This is a genomic window from Paenarthrobacter sp. AB444 (genome assembly GCF_028736865.1).
GTDB classification, from domain to species: domain Bacteria; phylum Actinomycetota; class Actinomycetes; order Actinomycetales; family Micrococcaceae; genus Arthrobacter; species Arthrobacter nicotinovorans_B.
The window spans coordinates 82,254-100,186 of sequence record NZ_JAQZBY010000001.1; the positions used below are offsets into that span (position 1 = coordinate 82,254).

The following is a 17,933-nucleotide window of genomic DNA, read 5'->3' on the forward strand; positions in this document are numbered from 1 at the left end:
GTCAGGCCAACCACGTGGTTCAGGTTCTGGACGCCGTGCTTTTCCTGCCGGCGAAAGTTGTCTTGATGCGGTCGATTCCTTCGGTGCCCAGCAAAGCTACGGTCACGGCCTTGGCTGTAGTTCGGGCCAGTTCCCGCAGCGCCCTGACGGGAGACTGAAAAAGCCGGTCGGTGATGATGGTCCTTTGGGTCGGGACGGGAACGTCCTGCAGTACGTCCGGGAAAAGCCCTTTGTACGGTTCGGGGGATACTCGCCGGCCGCGGATCCTGTTGCTGACATTGTGGTCGTGCACCACTTGCAGCCACGCAGGAGAGCCACGCAGCGACCTGACACTCATGGAATGGCCCAGATGGTTGTGCCACGCGGCCCAGCAGGTCACAGGGGCGGACCAGGGTGCGCTGACCGAGCAGAAGGCGTTGGTGGGGTCATTCCGCAGGAAAAGGGAACCTCTGCCCATGACGAGGCCGGTTGCCAGGTAGATGGCGGTAACCCGCTGGCCGCCGGCAGCACTTTGCACGCGCTGGACGAAATCGACGGCAAGGCCGTCGTCGTTGTCCACATTGGTTGTGACGAGAACCGGGCGCCCCCCTGCACCTACCGATCTGATGTCCTCCAGCAGTTCGGACGGGCTGACCTCAGCCCTGAACAGGGGCACGAACGTTCCGTCCCGGCTCAGTTCCTGAACACGTTCCAGCAGCCAGGCTGGGCTTTCCGGGTCGAAATAGATGATCCAACGGAAGTTGCGGTTGTTCTGTGCCTTAACCGAGGGAAGGCAATAGCGTTCGAACAGGATGATCCGGTCACGCAGCCAGCCCTCCTGGGCCCGCACCAGGCTCTCAAAGCCCCGGGAAGGAAGGTTGAACCTGGTCAGCAGTATGTGATCCACCGTAGAGGGCCGGTTCACTGATGCGTCAATGGTCATGGCTGACTCCTCGAACAGGCTGGGCAACGGTGCGATCGGGTTGGGAGGGTTCTGTCCGCGCTGAGGGCCGTTGACACAGCCCAATGAGGGTGGCCGCCCGCACATCCCAGGTGTTCGCTTCGGCCAACCGTCTCATCTCGTCGCGTTGACCTTGATCCGGCCGTTCCCGCAGGGCAATCCGGACCAGCTCAACGAACTCCTCAGGGCTGACCGCCACGGCCAAAGTACTGCACGTCAGCGATCGCAAAGAGGGCAGGTCAGAGGCGACAACGCGCAGTCCCGCCGACAGGTACTCCAACGTTTTGAGCGGGAAGCTGGATCGGTTGAATTCTGTGTCTGCATAGGGCGTGATCCCTACGGATGCGGTCCCGAGCAGCCGACCCAGGTCCCTTGGGTCCATCGCTCCGCGCCAATCCACATTTTCGCGGCTCAAAAAGGCATCAAGCCGGCGCCCGGTCACTGGATTCGACTCCGTCCTCGGGCCGATCACCAGGATCTCCAACCCGGCATCGCCCAGCGCCTCCAGAACATCCAGGTCCAAGCGCTCATTGAGTTGCCCCACGAGGACCGCTACCGGTCGACGGCGGTCGTCTGCGGTTTGTAGTGTCGGTGGCCGGCAACCGTTGGGAAGCACCTCCACGGTGCGGCCTGAGAAGGCGGACATTTTGGCTGCCAAATCGGGCGAGACAGCAGAGATGATGTCCGCTGCCTCGATTTTGCGTTCCAAGGACCGCCGAAGATAATCGGCACCGAACCCAATCAAGTCAGCGGCAGCCAACCAGTCGTCGGTCAGATGAAGCAAACGAACCCCGGTGCCCCATACGGGGAAGTCAATTACCGGGGAGGCGTTGACGATGATCGCCGGCGGATGCTCCGAGTTACGTAGCGCCTTCTGCATGCAGTGCCGGGCGATGGCTTTCGTGACAGGGCGTCCAGCACTGCTGCTGAACAGCGGCGGCGCGGGAAGGCGAAGCCTCGTCAGTTGCGGCGTGAGAACCTCAGGGACTCCGAGCAGGGATGGCACCAAGTGCTTCCTGACATCCCGGAAACGGAAGACGGGCGCAGGCTGGTCAACCCACATGAGAGGCCCCACCACTGCCAATGCTTCGGCAAGCAGGCGATCGGTTCCCGGCAGGTCATCCCACCGTCCGCCGGAGATGTACATGGTCGGTCCCATTACGCCTCCTTCGCGGCGAATGGTCCTGGCGCAGCCGCTTGGACCGCGACAGGACGGGCGTTGAAATCCTCTGAGGGTTGTTTGCCCCGCAACCGGAGGTAACGCCGTCGAACGACGTACGAGCCGTAGCGCCTCGCGGCGGACGCCTCGGCCAATAGGTGGGGCCGCTGTGCGGCAGTGTCAGACAGGAACTGCTGGTACAGCTCCGTTTGGCGCAGGGCTGCGGCACTGAGGCTGAATCTGTTTTCGACCACCGAGCGGCCGTAAGCGCCCAGTGCAATCCGTAGTGCTTCGTCCTGGACGAGCTTCCCAAGGATCGACACCAACCCGGCGTTGCCTGGCCCGGCTGAGCCCGGACCGGATCCGTACCACCCCTGCCACAGAAAGAGCTGCAGGGAATCAGGGGTCAGAAGCTCCCAAAAGCCCCGTTCGCCTTGGACTACGAGGGGCTTTCCGAACGACAGTCCACGAAGGGCCGACCCACCCATGCCCAGCACAGCATCTGCCACGGCATAGGCCGGCCTGGGGTCGGCAAGTTCACCGGTGAGGACCACCGTGCCCTCCCCCCGTGCTTCGTTGACGCTGCGTGCGTGGGCCTTGATGGTGGCTTCTGCCGGTCCAGTCCCGGTGATGACGAGTCGCACCGCCCGGTCCCCTGCGAGCTGGCTGACCGCGTCAATCGCTGACAGGATGCCCTCGAGCTTGAGTTCCTGGGCCAGACGGGAAACACAGACAACGGTGAAGTGGTGCTGATCCAGCCCCCACCGTGCCCGGAAGGGACGAAGGTCCAGGTCTGCGTCAAGGCTGTTCGTGCGCAGGTCCACCGGGGGTTCCAGCAAGTGGACGTTGGATCGCCCGGAGGACGACTCAGCATGCCGGATCTGTTCCGTGCCCACCATCAAGGGCATCGATGTGGGGATAAAGGGAGCGACGGCCATTGACATCACCGTTGCAGCGGCAGTGGTGCCGCGGACGATCCTTGCAGCCGCCAGGCACTCCAGCGCCGGTGGCCACTCATACCCATGCACGATGTTAATCCGGCGCTCGCGGACAATGCGCACCAGGGCGCTGATGACAGAGGGCGACGGACGTTTCCCGGGTGCCGGGGCGGCGATGAACTCCAAGCCGAGTCCCGTGGCCTTTTCCACGAGCGGGCCAGGTTGTCCGAAGAGAATGACTTCGTGGCCCAGTTGCTTTACGGCGGCCCCCAATTCGATGGCGTTCAGTTGGCTGCCACCCATGCGGAGGTCGTGCGGATAGACGAGGATTCTCATAGCGCAACTGCTTCACGCCCGCGGCCCCAGATCCGGACCTCCCGCAGGTCGTTCCGGCGAACGAGCATCATCAGTGCCATCGCAATAATGCCAAGACCCATGGACGCCGCAACGGCCGGCAGCGGTGATTCAATGGTGCGCGACACCACGAAACAGCCCGCTGCCGTCAGCACCGCCAAGGCAAAGGGCATCCACAGCCGCTTACCCACAGCCGCAAGAGATACCTTCGCCCGACGCAAGGCCCTGAGGTAAAGCGGTGACGTGACGAACAAGGCAACGAGGGTCGGGGCAGCGGCAAGTCCCGTCATTCCCGCGAGCGCGCCGCCGCCCAGCAGTGCAGGAACAAGAGCGAGCAGAGCAAAAAGCTGCACATTCAATAGGGAAAGGGATGACCCATGAATGACGAGGTAATCGTAGAGAAGCTCATGGAGGATACGGAACACTGTGAGGGGCGCCAAGCACATCAATGCCAGCCCTGCGGGCGCCCAGTCCTGTCCATAAACTACCGTGACAAGCGGGATGGCACATCCGACCATCACAGCGGCCACGGGCAGCACCACAACGGACACCGCGCCGATCATGGCCAGCAGCGCCGCGCCCATATCCTCGGGACGATCCTGCAAGCGGGAGAAAGTCGCTGGTGCCACGCTTCGCAAGGGCTGTGACAGCAGGCTCGATGGCCACCCAGCCATGTTGAAGGCCATGACGTAGAAACCCAGGACGACCGGACCAAACAGCTTACCGGCAATAAGTTGGTCAACGTATCCCACTGCGAACACCACCGCACTCGCCCCGGCCAAAGGCAGGCCGAAGGAGAGCAGGGCCCGTGCGGACTCTGCTGAGAAACCAAAGCGGTACGGCAGTGGCGAATAGACCAGGAACAGCACACCGGCCACCAAACTGGCTAGCACCCTCCCCACGGCAAGGCTCATCGCTCCCATGCCGGCGATAACCAGCAGCAATGACACTCCTGCCCCCAGCCAGACGTTGACCTGGTCGATGACCATCCGCTGTCCTTGGCGGAAGTTCCGTTGCAGCAGGGCGGCCGGCGTCGCCACCAAGCCATTGAGGACTATGCAGAAGGCCAAGGCCCTGACAACGTCGGTGGCTGCTTCGTTTCCCATGGCAGCGGTGAAAAGGGGCGCCACCGCATACGAGATGCCGAACAGGAGGACGCTGCAAGTCACGGAGATGGTGGTGACGGTAGCGGCGATTTCCTTCGGGTCTCCTGGCCAGCGGACGATCGCCAGGCTGACCCCCAACTCGTTGAAACTCAGGACCGCCACCAACGCAATAAAGGCCACCGCGTAGGTCCCAAACTCCTCGGGACCCAGCAGGCGTGCCAATGCGATGCCGATGCCGATGGTACCCAACTTGGTGACGAAGGCATTGACAACGCTGATCACGAACGCCCGGGTGGGTGTTGCTTGCCGTCGGGGGGTAACCGCGCTCCGAAGTGTCACTGCGCCCCCTCCATCGCCGGAGTATTTCCCCGCCTGATCACCCGTGCCGGCACACCGGCCCAGGTCTCGTCGTCGGGCACATCGGTCAGGACCGCGGCACCCATGCCGATCGTCGCCTTCGCGCCGATGGAACGGCGCTCGCGGACGCTGGCATTCATTCCGATGTAAGCCGCCCGGCCAACGTGCACGTTTCCACCCAGGGATACACCTGATGCGAACGTGGCGTAGTCACTGATGACGTCGTCGTGGGTGAAGGTGACTCCGGGCATGGCGACCACGTGGTTGCCGATGGTCACAGAAGCGGTCATGCTCACGTGGGCCAGGAGGATGCTTCCGCGCCCGATAATGCACCCTTCAGGAACGTTGACGGAGGGATCGATGGCGGTGGCGTACCGATCGTCGTCGAGCCCGAGGCTTCGCAGCCGCATCACGACGCCCTCCCTTCCGCTTCCGGTGCCGATGCAGACCAGGAGCAAGGCGTGGGGGAACTTCAGAGCGTCACGAATCGGCCCGAGGACATGCGCGCCGTCCACCACCCGCCCGAGTTTGTCCTCGTCGTCGTCGAGAATCCCGACGACGTCGAACGGTCCGCTGCTGCGGACCATGGCCAGCACTTCCCTGGCGAGGCCACTGGCGGCGATGAGGAGAAGTTCGCTCATCGTGAGCGTCCCGCAGCGCGAAGGACCGAATCGATGACGCGGACCTGGTCGTGGAGTTCGAGTTGGTGGTAGAGCGGGAGGATGAGTGTGTGGTCAGTCAGCCAATTGGTGACCTCCAGCGACGCACCACCGGTATCCTTCCCGGCATAAGCGGGCTGGCGGTGCGCGGCCATGATGCCCCGCCGCGCCGAGATGCCGTCCTGGGCCAGGTGCGTCATCAACTCGTCCCTGCCCAAGGGAAATGTGGTGCCCGTTTCCAGCCAGCACGATTGGAAGTTGCCGGTGCCATGGTCGGGATCGCTGACCAGCCGGAGGCCCTCGACGCCGGCAAATGCGTCGGCGTAATTGGCGGCCAGTTCGCGCCGCCTTTGGACGGCCGCCCTTAGGCGGCCCAGCTGGACAAGGCCGACGGCGGCCTGAAGGTCGGTCATGCGGTAGTTGAAGCCGACTTCGAGGTACTCCTCGGCCGGTGCCAGAATGCTGGCGTGACGCTCTGCGGCCGAGACGCTCATGGCATGTTCCCTGAGGTGCCGCGCCCTGTCCGCGAAGTCCTGCCGGGGAGTGGAGAGCATTCCGCCCTCCCCGGTGGTGAGGATCTTGCGTGGATGGAAAGACCAGGCCGCGAGTTCTGCACCGGCGCCTGCCGGGCGGCCATGGTAGCGGGAACCGATGGCACATGCCGCGTCTTCGACCACGGTGATCCCGCGGGGGTCGCAGAGTGCGCGGATGGGGTCCAGATCCACCGGCACCCCGCCTTGGTCTACGGCGATGACTGCCTTCGTGCGGGGGGTCAGTGCCCTTTCCACGGTCTCTGCCGTCACGCAACCGGACTGGAGGTCGACGTCGGCAAACACCGGACGTGCGCCCACGTAGCAGGCTGCGTTGGCGGTGGCAATGAAGGAAAATGACGGGACCACCACGTCATCACCGGCTCCGATGCCTGCGACGGCGAGCGCCAGGTGCAGGGCTGAGGTGCAACTGGACGTGGCAACGGCGTAGCCGGCCGACTGTTCTGCTGCGAACGCTTCTTCGAACTGGCGCACCTTGGGCCCCTGGGCTACCCAGCCGGAGGCGATCACTTCGGCTACGGCTTGGGCTTCCTCTTCGCCCAGCCAGGGCTTCATGACATCGATGCGCGCCATGCGCGTCTCCGAAATGGTCACCGCGCACCTACTGCCGGAGCGTCGGGGCGGGCTACCAAACGGGAAGCTGCAATTTCGGCGCGAAGCGGGCGCCACCACGAAACGAGGGTCCGCAGCCCGTCTTCGAGCCCGATCGCTGCTTCGAATCCAAGGTCCTCCCTGGCAGCAGTGGTGTCAGCCAGTCGCCGGGCCACCCCGTTGACGGCACGTTCCGGGCCGTGTTCGAGGTGCAAGCTTGATTCCATGACCCGGAGCAGGGTCTGTGCGAGTTCGGCCAGGCTGGTCTCGGTACCGCTGGCCACGTTGTAGACGCCTTCGCGGACATCGCTGACTGCCGCCAGGACATTCGCCCTGGCCACATCGTGGGTGTGAACGAAGTCCATGGTTTGCCGGCCACTGCCGAAGATCATGGGAGGCAGCCCGTCATCGATGCGTTCCATCCAGCGCACCAGGACCTCAGTGTAGAGGCCGTGGACATCCATGCGGGGTCCATAAACGTTGAAGTAGCGCAGCAGGACGTAATCCAGGCCCGACATCGCCCGGAAGCTCCTGGCCATCCCCTCGTTGAAGGACTTCGCCGCTCCGTAGAAGGTGTCGTTGTTGTGATGGTGGTGGTTTTCCTTGGTGGGAAAGTGTTCGGCCATCCCGTAGACGGAGGCGCTCGACGCGGAGATGAGTTTTGCGATTTTGTGGTCAACGGCCGCTTCGTACACGTTGAAGGTGCCGTCCACCAGGACTTCGAGGGCCAGCCGTGGTTCATCGGCGCATTGGGTGATGCGGATGGCGGCCTGATGGAACACGAGATCCTTGCCGCGGGTGAGGTCGTTGACGAGGTCCCGGTCCCGCAGGTCCCCTTCGACGAGTTGGACGCGTTCGCTGGCAAGTGCATCGTCGAGATTGGCACGCCTGCCGCGCACGAGGTTGTCCAACACGTCAATGTGGGCCACGCCGGCGTCGAGCAGTTGGTCCACCAGGGTCGAACCGATGGTTCCGGCCCCTCCGGTGACCAGGACGTCGGCACCCAGGAGCTCTTTCATCGCGCAACCTGCAGGTTCGTCTCGTTGCCGGCCACGATGGTTGACCTTCCATCGGTGCCGAGGCTTTGCGTCACGGCCTCCAGGACCGACAGGACCCTCAGCCCCGATTCGCCGCTGGTCCGTGGCCTGGTGTGGTTCCGAATGGAGGTAGCGAGCTCGGCAACAACCTGTCCAAGCGGTTCACGCTCCTGGAGCGCCGGTGACCATGTGTCGCCGAGACGGTAGGAGATGGCAGTGGCCTTCTTGTCGGCGGCGGATCGGGGTTGCTGTTCAAGGCTTACCCCACGGTCGTAAACGCTCAGCCGTTGCTGGGGATTCAGGTCGTCCCAGACGAGGGTCCTCTTTGACCCTCCTATGATCATTTGCCTGATTTTGGTGGGACTGAGCCAGTTCACGTGGATGTGGACCATGGCGTCGTTGGGCAGGCCGAAGGTCAGGTGTCCCACGCAGTCCCGGCCGGTCCCCAGGGGGTCGGCGCCGTGGGCCGAGATCTCGGTGGGATGCAGTCCCCCGGGGAGGACGAAGTCGAGGATGGACAGGTCGTGGGGTGCCAGGTCCCAGAAGACGTTGACGTCGGGTTGGACGAGTCCGAGGTTGATCCGGACCGAGTCGACATACAGGATGTCGCCCAATGCACCGCTGGCTACGAGTTCCTGGATCTTGAGCACAGCCGGGGTGAAGCAGTACGTGTGGTCGGCCATCAGCACCAGTCCCCTGGCGTTGGCTTCGTCCACCATCTCCAGTCCCTTGGCGCGGCTGTCGGCCAGCGGCTTCTCCACCAGGACGTGCTTGCCTGCGCGCAGGGCGGTCATTACAACGCCGTGATGCGTATGCGCCGGAGTTGCGACGGCGACGGCGTCCAGGTTGTAGGTGTCCAGCAGTTCGTCCAAGGACTCGACGACGGCCACCCCGCCCACCGACTCGGCAAGCTTCATCCCGCGCTCGACATCAAGGTCGCAAATGGCCACCAGGTCCCAGTCCGGGCTGGCTTTGAGGTTCCTTGCGAGGTTTGGTCCCCAATAGCCTGCTCCGACCACTGCTATGCGCAGCCTGGGCCGCAGGCCGTTGCCGTTGAGGTGTCCTGATGGAACAGTTCGTATGCTCATTTCCCACTCGGATTCTGTGTTGGTAGCAGGGTTGGTGTTTACCTGGCCTTAATTGCCGTGACTAGTAGGCTCCCGAGGGCCGGATCATGGCCCGGAAGGTGCGCCACATGATCATCACGTCCCCCGCGATGGACCAGTTCTCCACGTAGTAGAGATCGAGCCGGACCGCTTCATCCCACGGAAGATCGGACCGTCCATTGATTTGCCAGAGTCCGGTGATGCCGGGCTTGATGAGGAGCCGTCGGTGCGTATGGCGTTCGTAGCCATTGACCTCCCGCGCCAACGGCGGGCGTGGACCCACCAAACTCATGTTCCCCACCAGCACGTTCCAGAACTGTGGCAGTTCGTCCAGTGAGTACTTGCGCATCCACCGGCCACACGTCGTGACCCGGGGGTCGCTGCGGATCTTGAAGAGGACGCCGGCCCCTTCATCCTGGTTGCCGATCTCGTTCAAGCGGGCTTCGGCGTCAACCACCATGGACCTGAATTTCAGCATCCGGAATGTTGTGCCTTGCTTGCCGATCCGCTCCTGTCGGAAAAGGACCGGTCCGGGACTGTCAGCGCTGACGATCACGGCCAGCAGCAACAAGACCGGCGAAAGGAGGATCAGCGCCAGGGCCGAAACGGCAATATCCATGAGCCGCTTGAGCGTGTGTTTGCCCCCGGAGTAGTGCGGGATGTCCACGTGCATCAGTGGCAGGCCTTCCACTGGCCGCCAGTGTATCCGCGGGCCGGCCACGTTGGTCAGGGTGGCTGCCAGGACCAGTTCGGCGGCGTCTTCCTCCAAGCGCCACCCGAGTTCCTGGATGAACTGGTTTCCGCCGGGTACAGGTCCTGCCACGATGACTGCGTTCGCCCCGGTCTGGCGGACGGTGTGCGCTATACCGTACAGGGATGACAAAACCGGGACGCGGACCTGGTCAACGACCAGCACGGCACCCTTCCTCGCGCCGGGGAGGCAAGCGCCGAGGATGTCGTAAGGCGCGCCGGACTTGCGGTTGATCTGTTTGATCACATAGCGGACATCCTGCGGCTCCCCCACGACGATGGCGCGGGACAGGCACCGTCCCCGTGACTTTTCATGGGTCAGCCACCTGCGGAAGCTCCATCTGCTGCCGGTCAAGGCCACAATGCCCAGCGGCAGGGAAACCACCACGTAGGAGCTGACGGACTCCACCCGGAATACGACGGCGACGATCGCCAGGAAACCGAACACCCGGAAGCTGGCCGACAGGACCCGCTTGTATTCCTCGGCGCCCACACCAAGCACTTTGGGATCCCGGGTCCGGTAGACCTCCAAGGCAGCGAGCCAGATTATCCCGAGGATCATCAACAGGGACAGCTGGCGTACAACGGGGGTTCCGGTAGCGAATGGCAGCCCTCCGGTGTTGAGTGCATAGCCGGCTGATACGGCGAATGAAACCAAGAGGGTATCGGCAACGCGCAGGCAGGTGACCAGGGTATGAGTCCAGTCCTGCTGGTTCCGGTGTGGAGCCTTGACGCGTGAGCGGCGGTGGGTGACTGGCGGCACGAGGTCCAGGGTGACATCCGGCCTGGGCGCCGCCAGTCCCGCCTTTTCAGTCCGCTGTGCAGCAACGGACTTGTCAATCCAGGGAGACGTCGGCGGATTGACGTGGGCAATGAGCTGTTCCGTTGGGAAGGCCGTCCCCACGGCGGCATGGCTTGCACCCTTGGGTGCTGCTGCCTTGCCTAAACGCACGACTGGAACTTTCACCTTGTCAGCCTTCTTCGCAGACCGTCCATTGCCTACATATCAGTGAAGCTTCGGCCGCAGAGGGGCGCACCAGTAGTCGGTACTCAAGTTTGCGCAGCCTTACCCATGGCTGCTACGTGCGAGTACCTAGCTGGCGGCTCGGGCACTACGTGTTTCCGGGCCGTCCCCGGACAGCAAAAAGCCCGCTGTTCCGGGCCTGCAGTGCGACAAACCGAACCCGAAAAGGGCACAAAAAACCGGCCGCGGGATGGCGGCCGGTTTAAAGGATGTTCAGTTCCCGGACTGTTCAGTCGTCCACGTTCTCGAGCTCTTCGTCATCATCTTCATCCTCGTCGTCGAATACCTGGAGGGGCGTGACCTCGGAGAATGTCTCGTAGAGGGCGTCTTCGTACACTTCAAAGGCGTCGGCAACGGCGAAAAAAGCGGCTTCGACGGTAGGATCACCCTCACCGCGTCGTGCCGATGCGGCGGCCAGATGTTCTTCCAGGGCGGCGGTCAATGATTGAAGCGCGACACGCGGATCGATGCTCATGACTTCACGTTAGCCGGAAAAAGACGAAAATGGAGAGGGATGAGAGAACAATTTCCCGGCAGCTCCGTGGAGCGCCAAAGAGACTACGCCCGTCAGTACGAATACCTCGTATTGACAGTGGGACCTGACGATTCGCTCCCCGAGGCCAGGCAACGTCTGGCCGAACATTCGGAGTACGGCAAGTGGGAACTCGAACGCAGCGTGCTCTACATGGGCGGTGGACGTCGTTTCTGGTTGCGTCGCAAGGTGTACTCCGTGCAGCGCACTGTCTAGGAACCGACGACTAGCTCTCGAGGGGTCCCAGCCAGGCGCTGGCAACCGTATTGTGCGCCGATTCGTCATTGGAGGGATGGAAAATTCCGGCCAGGACGTCCCTGTACAAGCGCTCCATCTCCGAGCCGCGGAAGTAGCTCGATCCCCCGGTCACCCGGATGGCCAAATCCACTACGTGGCGGGCGTTCTCCGTGGCCCGGGATTTGATCCCCACAAGTTTCGGGAACCACTGGGCGCCATGGTCCACGAGATTGTCGACGTCGCGGGCCACTGACGATATCTGTGGGTAGATGCCATCCATCGCCAAGGCCGCCTCGGCCACTTTCCACCTGATGTCCGGGTCCTGCGCGTAGCTTCGCCCTCCGTACTTCGCTGAAACACGACGCTTCACGTTGTCCACCGCCAGAGTGAAAGCCCTCTCCGCAACGCCCGTGTAGACGGCCGCGAGCAACGTCTCGAAGCACGCGAAGATGGAAAAGATCAGCAGATCCCGGTTGGGTCCCACAGGCAGCTTCCGGAAGATGCGTTCCGCGGGAATGACGGCTCCATGCAGCAGCGTCGTGTTCGAAGCACTGGCACGCATGCCCAGGGTGTCCCAGTCGCTCAAGGTCTCGTGTCCGGGCTCGTCACGGTGGATGAAGCCGAAAACCAGCTCCCCTTGGCCGTCCCTGGCGTCCGCGTCCTTGCCGAAGGTGCCAAGCCGGGTCCATCCACGCGAAAGGCTGGTGAAGATCTTCCGCCCCGTAAAGCGGTATCCACCATCTGGCAGTGGCTCCGCGACTGTGCCGGAATCGAAAAGCATGGAATCGTTGCCGGCCTCGGAAATGCCGAAAGCGAAAATCTCGCCCCTCCCGGCTTCCTTGAGGACGAAGTCCAGTGAGTTGTCACCCCGGGCCGCCATGACACGGGCGACGCCGGTCCACACCAAGTGCATGTTGACCGCCAAAGCGGTGGCCGGGGCAGCCGTGGCGAGCCGTTGCTGCAGCGCAGCCACCGCTTCGAGACCGAGTCCCTTTCCGCCGTCGTGCTCCGGGACGAACAAGGTGAGGTATCCGGCAGCTGCCAGTTCTTCCAGGTCCTCATGGAAGAACTGGTTGTTCTGGTCGTATCCGGCAGCCCGGCCGCGCAGGCGTTCCAGGAGGGTATCGGGGAGGATTTCTTCGGGCGTCATATCAGGGCCTCCTTGGAGCGCTTGCCGCTAGTAGTTGGTCAGCAGCGTGTTCAGGACACGGGCGCCAAACTGCAGGGATTCCGCGGGCACACGCTCGTCGACGCCGTGGAACATTCCGGTGAAATCGAGTTCCTCGGGCAGCATGAGCGGCGCGAAGCCGTACCCCGTAATGCCGATCTTGCTCAGGGACTTGTTGTCCGTGCCGCCCGAGAGCGTGTAGGGAAGGACCTTGGCTCCGGGGTCCTCGGAATGGAGGGCATCAATCATCGAGTCCACCAGGTTTCCGGCAAACGGGACTTCCAAGGAAACATCCTTGTTCACGTAGCTGATGTCAATGCCTTCGCCGGCCAGCTCCTTGATGGTCTCGAAGACCAGCTCCTGCTGTCCGGGCAGGGTCCGGCAGTCCACGAAAGCCTCGGCGGATTCCGGGATGACGTTGTGCTTGTAGCCAGAGCGCAGCAACGTGGGGTTGGACGTGTTCTGCAAGGTGGCACCAACGAATCGGGCCACAGTCCCCAGCTCCTTGAGGAGGATGTCCGGGTTGTCGGCATCGAACTCGACGCCGGTCAGTTCAGTGACGCCGTCCAGGAACTGCCGGGTGGTGGGCGTCAGCTCAACAGGCCACTTGTATTCGCCGATCCGGGTCACTGCCGCCGCCAGCCGGGTGACGGCGTTGTCGGTGTTGATCTGGGAGCCATGGCCTGCCCGGCCGTGCGCCAACAGCCGCAACCAGGACAGGCCCTTTTCGGCCGTCTGGAGCAGGTAGGTCCGTTGGCCACCGATGGTGGCGGAGAAACCGCCCACTTCGGAGATGGCTTCGGTAGCGCCGTCGAAGAGTTCGCGGCGGTGTTCCACGGCATACCGGGCGCCGTACGTGCCGCCGGCCTCTTCGTCGGCGAAGAACGCAAAAATGATGTCGCGCTTTGGTTTGCGTCCCGTCCTGGCGAAGTCGCGCATGACGGAGAGGATCATCGCGTCCATGTCCTTCATGTCAACCGCACCGCGGCCCCACACGAGCCCGTCCTTCAGTTCGCCGCTGAAAGGGTCAACGCTCCACTGGTCCTTCAGGGCCGGTACGACGTCCAGGTGTCCGTGCACCACCAACGCATCAGCGCTGGGATCTTCTCCTGCCAGGCGGGTCACGACATTGGCCCGGCCCGGGGCGGACTCGAAGATCTCTGCCTCAAGGCCGACCTCGGTGATCAGGCTGGCCGTGTACTCTGCGGCTGCACGTTCGCCGGGCCCGGTGTCGTCTCCAAAGTTTGAGGAATCTATCCGGATGAGCTCCTGGCAGATCCTGACAACTTCGTCTTCGGGGCGGATGGCAGACATGGAAACTCTCCTTGCGTGGCTGGGCTGCAGGTTCCGGTGACGCGCCCGGCCTTGCCCGCAACCCGTCCCGTGTACCTTCAGCCTACTCATCAGTTGGGCCCCGGGCAGGGAATCAACGGCCCCTACGTCTTCCGGGGACACGTCGACGCCCGATGGTGGTCCTCGATTTTTCAGGCACCTGAAACCGTGTTAGAGTTTTTCTCGCTGCTTCGACGGAATGTGAAGTGCTGGAAGGCACTCGGATGTCCGGTCGAACACCACCTGCGCGGGTGGCGGAATGGCAGACGCGCTAGCTTGAGGTGCTAGTCCTCGAAAGGGGGTGGGGGTTCAAGTCCCCCTCCGCGCACAAGACCAAGGCCTGGAGTCGAAAGATTCCAGGCCTTGTTTGTTTTTATATATTTGTCTCAACAAGCGACGCCCACCATTGGTGGGCGTCGCTTGTTGGTTATCCCGGGGCGTGCGTTACGTCAGTGCTGACACCGCGCCGAAGAAATGGCGCCTTCCACTGCGCGGGTTCCAGGCCACGTAGTGGGAGCGTTCCCATGTACCTGCGGCGGATTGCACGGTGGCGATGTCCAGGGCAACTTTCGCCGGGAGGAACACGGGTGCTTCGAAAGCCACATCCCAGGTGAAGGCCTCCGACTTGACCGCTCCAACGTCGGCAAGGGCCCGGGATGCCAGGTACATGCCGTGAGCGATGGAGCCGCGCAGCCCCAGCGCCCTGGCTGAGAGCACACTCAGGTGGATGGGATTGAAATCACCCGAGACAGCCGCGTAGGAACGCCCGGTCTCCAGGCCGAGCTGCCACAGGGCAGTGGGATCCGGTGCCGAAAAATCACCCGGCGTGGATGCTGAATGCACGCCCGACTTATCGATCCCCGGGAGGAACACACCTTTCGCGAGGTAGGTTGATACCCCGCGCCAGAGCAGCTCGCCGCCGCCGCCATGTGAACGGACTTCCGCCACCACGTCCAGTTGGGTCCCCGCACGATGACCGGTCATGTTCTCTGCCCACGACCTGATGTCCAGGGATTCGCTGAAGTGGATGGCAGCGCGTTGCTCCACATGGTTCCTGAGGTGGATCATGCCCAGGAGCGGCAAGGGGAAGTCGTCCCGGTTCATCACGCTCATGGCCACAGGGAAGGCCAGCGCATGGACGTAGCCGGCAGGCAGGGTATCGCTGGCCGTCTCCCCCACCAAGTGCTGGTAGGCGGTGAGGTTTTCGACGTCGGCCCTGACGCCATGTACTTCGTGACTGACCGCAGGCAGGCGGGTGCCGTCCGTGGAGGCGCCAAGGACGCGGCGACGCGCCGCCGTCGTTGCTGCGTTGACGTAGAGCCGTGACAGCGAGGGAAGCTCCCCGAGTACTACTGGTTGTGGAGTGTTCATGCTCCCACCAGCTGTTGCCCGCACACCCTGAGCACTTCCCCGGAGATGCCACCGGCGGCATCACTGGCGAGGAAGGCGATGGCTTCGGCCACGTCCTGCGGTTGGCCGCCCTGCTTCAAGGAATTCAGCCTCCGGGCAGCTTCCCTGATGGCAAACGGCATCTTCGCTGTCATCTCTGTTTCTATGAAGCCCGGGGCGACTGCGTTGATGGTTCCGCCGTACGGTTCCAGCAAAGCCGCAGTGGACCTGACCATTCCGATCACCCCACCCTTGGAGGCTCCGTAATTGGTTTGGCCCCTGTTGCCGGCAATGCCGCTGGTGGACGCCACGGACACGATGCGCGGAGACGTCCTGAAGTGCTCTGATGCCAGGAGTGCCTCGTTGATCCGCAGTTGGGCGGCAATGTTGACCGCGATGACCGACTGCCATCTGCCCTCGTCCATGTTGGCAAGGAGCCTGTCCCTGGTGATACCGGCGTTGTGGACCACGACGTCGAGGCGGCCGTGGCGTTCGACGGCGTGTTCGACGATCCGGTGCCCGGCGTCTGCGCGCCTGATGTCCAGCTGCAGCGTGGTGCCCATGACCTCGTTGGCCACGGCTGCCAGGTGCTCCCCGGCGGCCGGAATGTCGACCAGGACCACTGTTGCGCCGTCGCGGTGCAGGGTGCGCGCAATGGCCGCCCCGATCCCCCGGGCGGCCCCGGTAACGACCGCGACCTTGCCTGCCAAGGGTTTATCAGAGTCCGTAGGCAGTACTCCCGACGCCGAGGAGACGGTCAGGAACTGTCCGTCCACGTAGGCTGAGCGGCCCGAAAGGAAGAAGCGCAAGGCGCCTAGCGCCGACGGGCTCGTGGTGGCGAGGTCGTCGGCAAGGAGTATTCCGTTGGCCGTCGCTCCCGCCCGCAGTTCCTTGGCCAAAGAACGCAGGAGTCCATCGATGCCTTGGCGGGCAGCCGCCGACGCAGGCGTGGGTGCGGACTGCGGCGTCCGGGACATGGTGACCACCCGGGCATTGGGGGCAAGGTCCCGGATGGAGGCTGCCGCCGCAAGGACGGTCTTGGCGAGGTCCTCCGGATGCTGCACGGCGTCCAGCACGAGAATGATCGCGCCCAGCTTTTCCTTCGGGAGTGCGTTCCTTCGAACATCCAGCCCCCAACCCAGAAGGGTGGTGGCGACGTCGTCGCTTCCAGCGCTGTCACCGCTGACTAGCACAGGCCCGGTCACCAGCGGTGCGCCCGGTTCATAGCGGCGCAGCTCCACCGGCTGAGGCAAACCCAGCTTTTTTGCGACGTTCCTGCCAATACCCTGACTAACGAGTTGAGTGTACTTATCGGTCATCGACTCCCCCTATGCGGCTTCCAGAAGCGCGACGACACCCTGGCCACCTGCGGCGCAAACCGAGATCAGGCCGCGCGCCGGGCGCCCGTCAACGGTTCCCTTTTCATGGAGCATCTTTGCAAGGGAAGCAACGATGCGCCCACCCGTCGCCGCAAACGGGTGTCCCGCAGCCAGCGATGAGCCGTTGACGTTCAGCTTGGCCCGGTCGACTTTGCCGAGCGCGCCGTCAAGTCCAAGGCGGTTACGACCGAATTCCTCATCCTCCCAGGCAGCCAGGGTGCTCAGGACAGTCCCGGCGAAGGCCTCGTGGATTTCGAAGAAGTCTATGTCTTCGAAGGTCAGGCCGTGGCGCGCCAGGAGCCGGGGAACAGCGAAGACGGGAGCCATCAACAGGCCGTCCTTGCCGTGGACAAAATCGACCGCTGCCGCTTCGCCGTCGAGGACAGTGGCGAGTTTGGGCAGCTTGTGCTCGTCCGCCCAAACTTCGGTTGCCAGCAGAACGGTCGAAGCACCATCGGTCAGGGGCGTGGAGTTGCCTGCGGTCATTGTGGCCTCAGACCCAAGGTTCTTGCCAAAGACAGGTTTCAGCGTTGCGAGCTTGTCCAAAGTTGTGTCGGGGCGAAGGTTGGAGTCGCGGCTGAGCCCTCGATACGGGGTGAGGAGGTCATCGAAGAACCCACGCTCATACGCGGCGGCAAGGTTGCGGTGGCTGTTGAACGCAAGCTCGTCCTGGGCTTCGCGACTGATGTTCCATTGTGCGGTGGTGAGGGCCTGGTGTTCACCCATCGACAGGCCAGTCCGGGGCTCGCCGGTGCTGGGGGCGTCTGGAGCCAGGTCCTTTGGCCGGATGCGCCCGATGATCTTCAGCTTCTGCACCGGAGTCTTGGCCCGGTTGAGATCGAGCAGGATCTCCCTGAGTCCCTCGCTGACGGCGATGGGCGCATCTGATGCCGAATCCACGCCACCGGCAATGGCGGACTCTATTTGGCCCAGCTTGATCTTGTTCGACAAGCCGATCACGGTCTCCAAGCCGGTTGCGCAGGCTTGCTGGAGATCGTAGGCCGGCGTCTCGGGTGACAGGGCAGAACCCAGAACTGCTTCGCGGGTGAGGTTGAAATCCCTCGAATGCTTGAGGACCGCTCCAGCGGCCACTTCGCCGATGCGCTCGTCCTGGAGCCCGAACCTGGCGATCAGCCCCTCCAGTGCTGCCGTGAGCATGTCCTGGTTGGAGGACTTCACGTAGGCTCCGCCGGTCCGGGCGAAGGGAATGCGGTTGCCGCCCACAATGAAGGCGCGCCGCGTTTTCGAAGATGTGGTGGTGCGCTCCGGGTTCACTCCGGTGGTCGCGTCTCCTGCAGCCATGCTTGTCTCCTTCGATCAATGC

General features: G+C 63.3%; 16 protein-coding genes and 1 tRNA gene. 2 read left to right on the top strand and 15 right to left on the bottom strand.

What is annotated here, in order from left to right:
* Nucleotides 1-19: 19 nt before the first annotated feature.
* From PQ627_RS00390 to PQ627_RS00435, 10 genes are all read right to left on the bottom strand, one after another.
* Nucleotides 20-922, bottom strand: a complete 903-nt coding sequence (locus PQ627_RS00390; RefSeq protein ID WP_274257743.1) for a glycosyltransferase — start codon at nt 920-922, stop codon at nt 20-22.
* The gene (locus tag PQ627_RS00395) at nt 912-2,099 is read right to left on the bottom strand and encodes a glycosyltransferase (RefSeq protein WP_274257745.1); all 1,188 of its coding nucleotides are present in this window, start codon (nt 2,097-2,099) and stop codon (nt 912-914) included. The genes PQ627_RS00390 and PQ627_RS00395 overlap by 11 nt, the downstream gene beginning before the upstream one ends.
* Nucleotides 2,099-3,373: a glycosyltransferase gene (locus tag PQ627_RS00400; protein ID WP_274257746.1), complete on the bottom strand. Its 1,275-nt coding sequence runs from the start codon at nt 3,371-3,373 to the stop codon at nt 2,099-2,101. Before PQ627_RS00400 ends, PQ627_RS00395 begins: the two co-directional genes overlap by 1 nt.
* On the bottom strand, nt 3,370-4,836 hold the full coding sequence (locus tag PQ627_RS00405) for an oligosaccharide flippase family protein (RefSeq protein WP_274257747.1): 1,467 nt from the start codon (nt 4,834-4,836) through the stop codon (nt 3,370-3,372). The genes PQ627_RS00400 and PQ627_RS00405 overlap by 4 nt, the downstream gene beginning before the upstream one ends.
* Entirely contained in the window at nt 4,833-5,495 is a 663-nt protein-coding gene (locus tag PQ627_RS00410; RefSeq protein ID WP_274257749.1) for an acetyltransferase, read from the bottom strand. Before PQ627_RS00410 ends, PQ627_RS00405 begins: the two co-directional genes overlap by 4 nt.
* Entirely contained in the window at nt 5,492-6,658 is a 1,167-nt protein-coding gene (locus PQ627_RS00415) for a DegT/DnrJ/EryC1/StrS family aminotransferase (protein ID WP_274257751.1), read from the bottom strand. The genes PQ627_RS00410 and PQ627_RS00415 overlap by 4 nt, the downstream gene beginning before the upstream one ends.
* Nucleotides 6,655-7,674: an NAD-dependent epimerase/dehydratase family protein gene (locus PQ627_RS00420; protein ID WP_274257754.1), complete on the bottom strand. Its 1,020-nt coding sequence runs from the start codon at nt 7,672-7,674 to the stop codon at nt 6,655-6,657. The genes PQ627_RS00415 and PQ627_RS00420 overlap by 4 nt, the downstream gene beginning before the upstream one ends.
* The gene (locus tag PQ627_RS00425) at nt 7,671-8,780 is read right to left on the bottom strand and encodes a Gfo/Idh/MocA family protein (RefSeq protein WP_144658823.1); all 1,110 of its coding nucleotides are present in this window, start codon (nt 8,778-8,780) and stop codon (nt 7,671-7,673) included. Before PQ627_RS00425 ends, PQ627_RS00420 begins: the two co-directional genes overlap by 4 nt.
* A gap of 61 nt (nt 8,781-8,841) precedes the next feature.
* On the bottom strand, nt 8,842-10,515 hold the full coding sequence (locus PQ627_RS00430) for a sugar transferase (RefSeq protein WP_274257756.1): 1,674 nt from the start codon (nt 10,513-10,515) through the stop codon (nt 8,842-8,844).
* Between the two features lie 286 nt (nt 10,516-10,801).
* Entirely contained in the window at nt 10,802-11,047 is a 246-nt protein-coding gene (locus PQ627_RS00435; protein ID WP_274257758.1) for a hypothetical protein, read from the bottom strand.
* A gap of 39 nt (nt 11,048-11,086) precedes the next feature.
* On the opposite strand from PQ627_RS00435, the gene PQ627_RS00440 reads away from it, so the two are divergent.
* Nucleotides 11,087-11,320 (top strand): DUF5703 family protein, encoded by a 234-nt coding sequence (locus PQ627_RS00440; protein ID WP_144658820.1) that lies wholly within the window; start codon nt 11,087-11,089, stop codon nt 11,318-11,320.
* Between the two features lie 10 nt (nt 11,321-11,330).
* Here PQ627_RS00440 and PQ627_RS00445 read toward each other — a convergent pair whose 3' ends face one another.
* Nucleotides 11,331-12,491 carry an acyl-CoA dehydrogenase family protein gene (locus PQ627_RS00445; protein WP_144658819.1) on the bottom strand — a complete coding sequence of 387 codons (1,161 nt, stop codon included), beginning with the start codon at nt 12,489-12,491 and terminating at the stop codon, nt 11,331-11,333.
* Nucleotides 12,492-12,518: 27 nt separating this feature from the next.
* Nucleotides 12,519-13,823, bottom strand: a complete 1,305-nt coding sequence (locus PQ627_RS00450; protein ID WP_274257761.1) for a M20/M25/M40 family metallo-hydrolase — start codon at nt 13,821-13,823, stop codon at nt 12,519-12,521.
* A gap of 263 nt (nt 13,824-14,086) precedes the next feature.
* On the opposite strand from PQ627_RS00450, the gene PQ627_RS00455 reads away from it, so the two are divergent.
* Nucleotides 14,087-14,169, top strand: a tRNA-Leu gene (locus PQ627_RS00455).
* A 116-nt stretch (nt 14,170-14,285) separates the two neighbouring features.
* Here PQ627_RS00455 and PQ627_RS00460 read toward each other — a convergent pair.
* The 3 genes from PQ627_RS00460 to PQ627_RS00470 are packed head-to-tail and all read right to left on the bottom strand — an operon-like array spanning nt 14,286 to nt 17,911.
* Complete coding sequence (locus PQ627_RS00460) at nt 14,286-15,212, bottom strand: MaoC/PaaZ C-terminal domain-containing protein (protein ID WP_274257763.1); 927 nt, start codon at nt 15,210-15,212, stop codon at nt 14,286-14,288.
* Entirely contained in the window at nt 15,209-16,549 is a 1,341-nt protein-coding gene (locus PQ627_RS00465) for a 3-oxoacyl-ACP reductase (RefSeq protein WP_274257764.1), read from the bottom strand. Before PQ627_RS00465 ends, PQ627_RS00460 begins: the two co-directional genes overlap by 4 nt.
* A gap of 9 nt (nt 16,550-16,558) precedes the next feature.
* Nucleotides 16,559-17,911, bottom strand: a complete 1,353-nt coding sequence (locus tag PQ627_RS00470) for an acetyl-CoA C-acetyltransferase (RefSeq protein ID WP_274257766.1) — start codon at nt 17,909-17,911, stop codon at nt 16,559-16,561.
* Nucleotides 17,912-17,933: the final 22 nt, after the last annotated feature.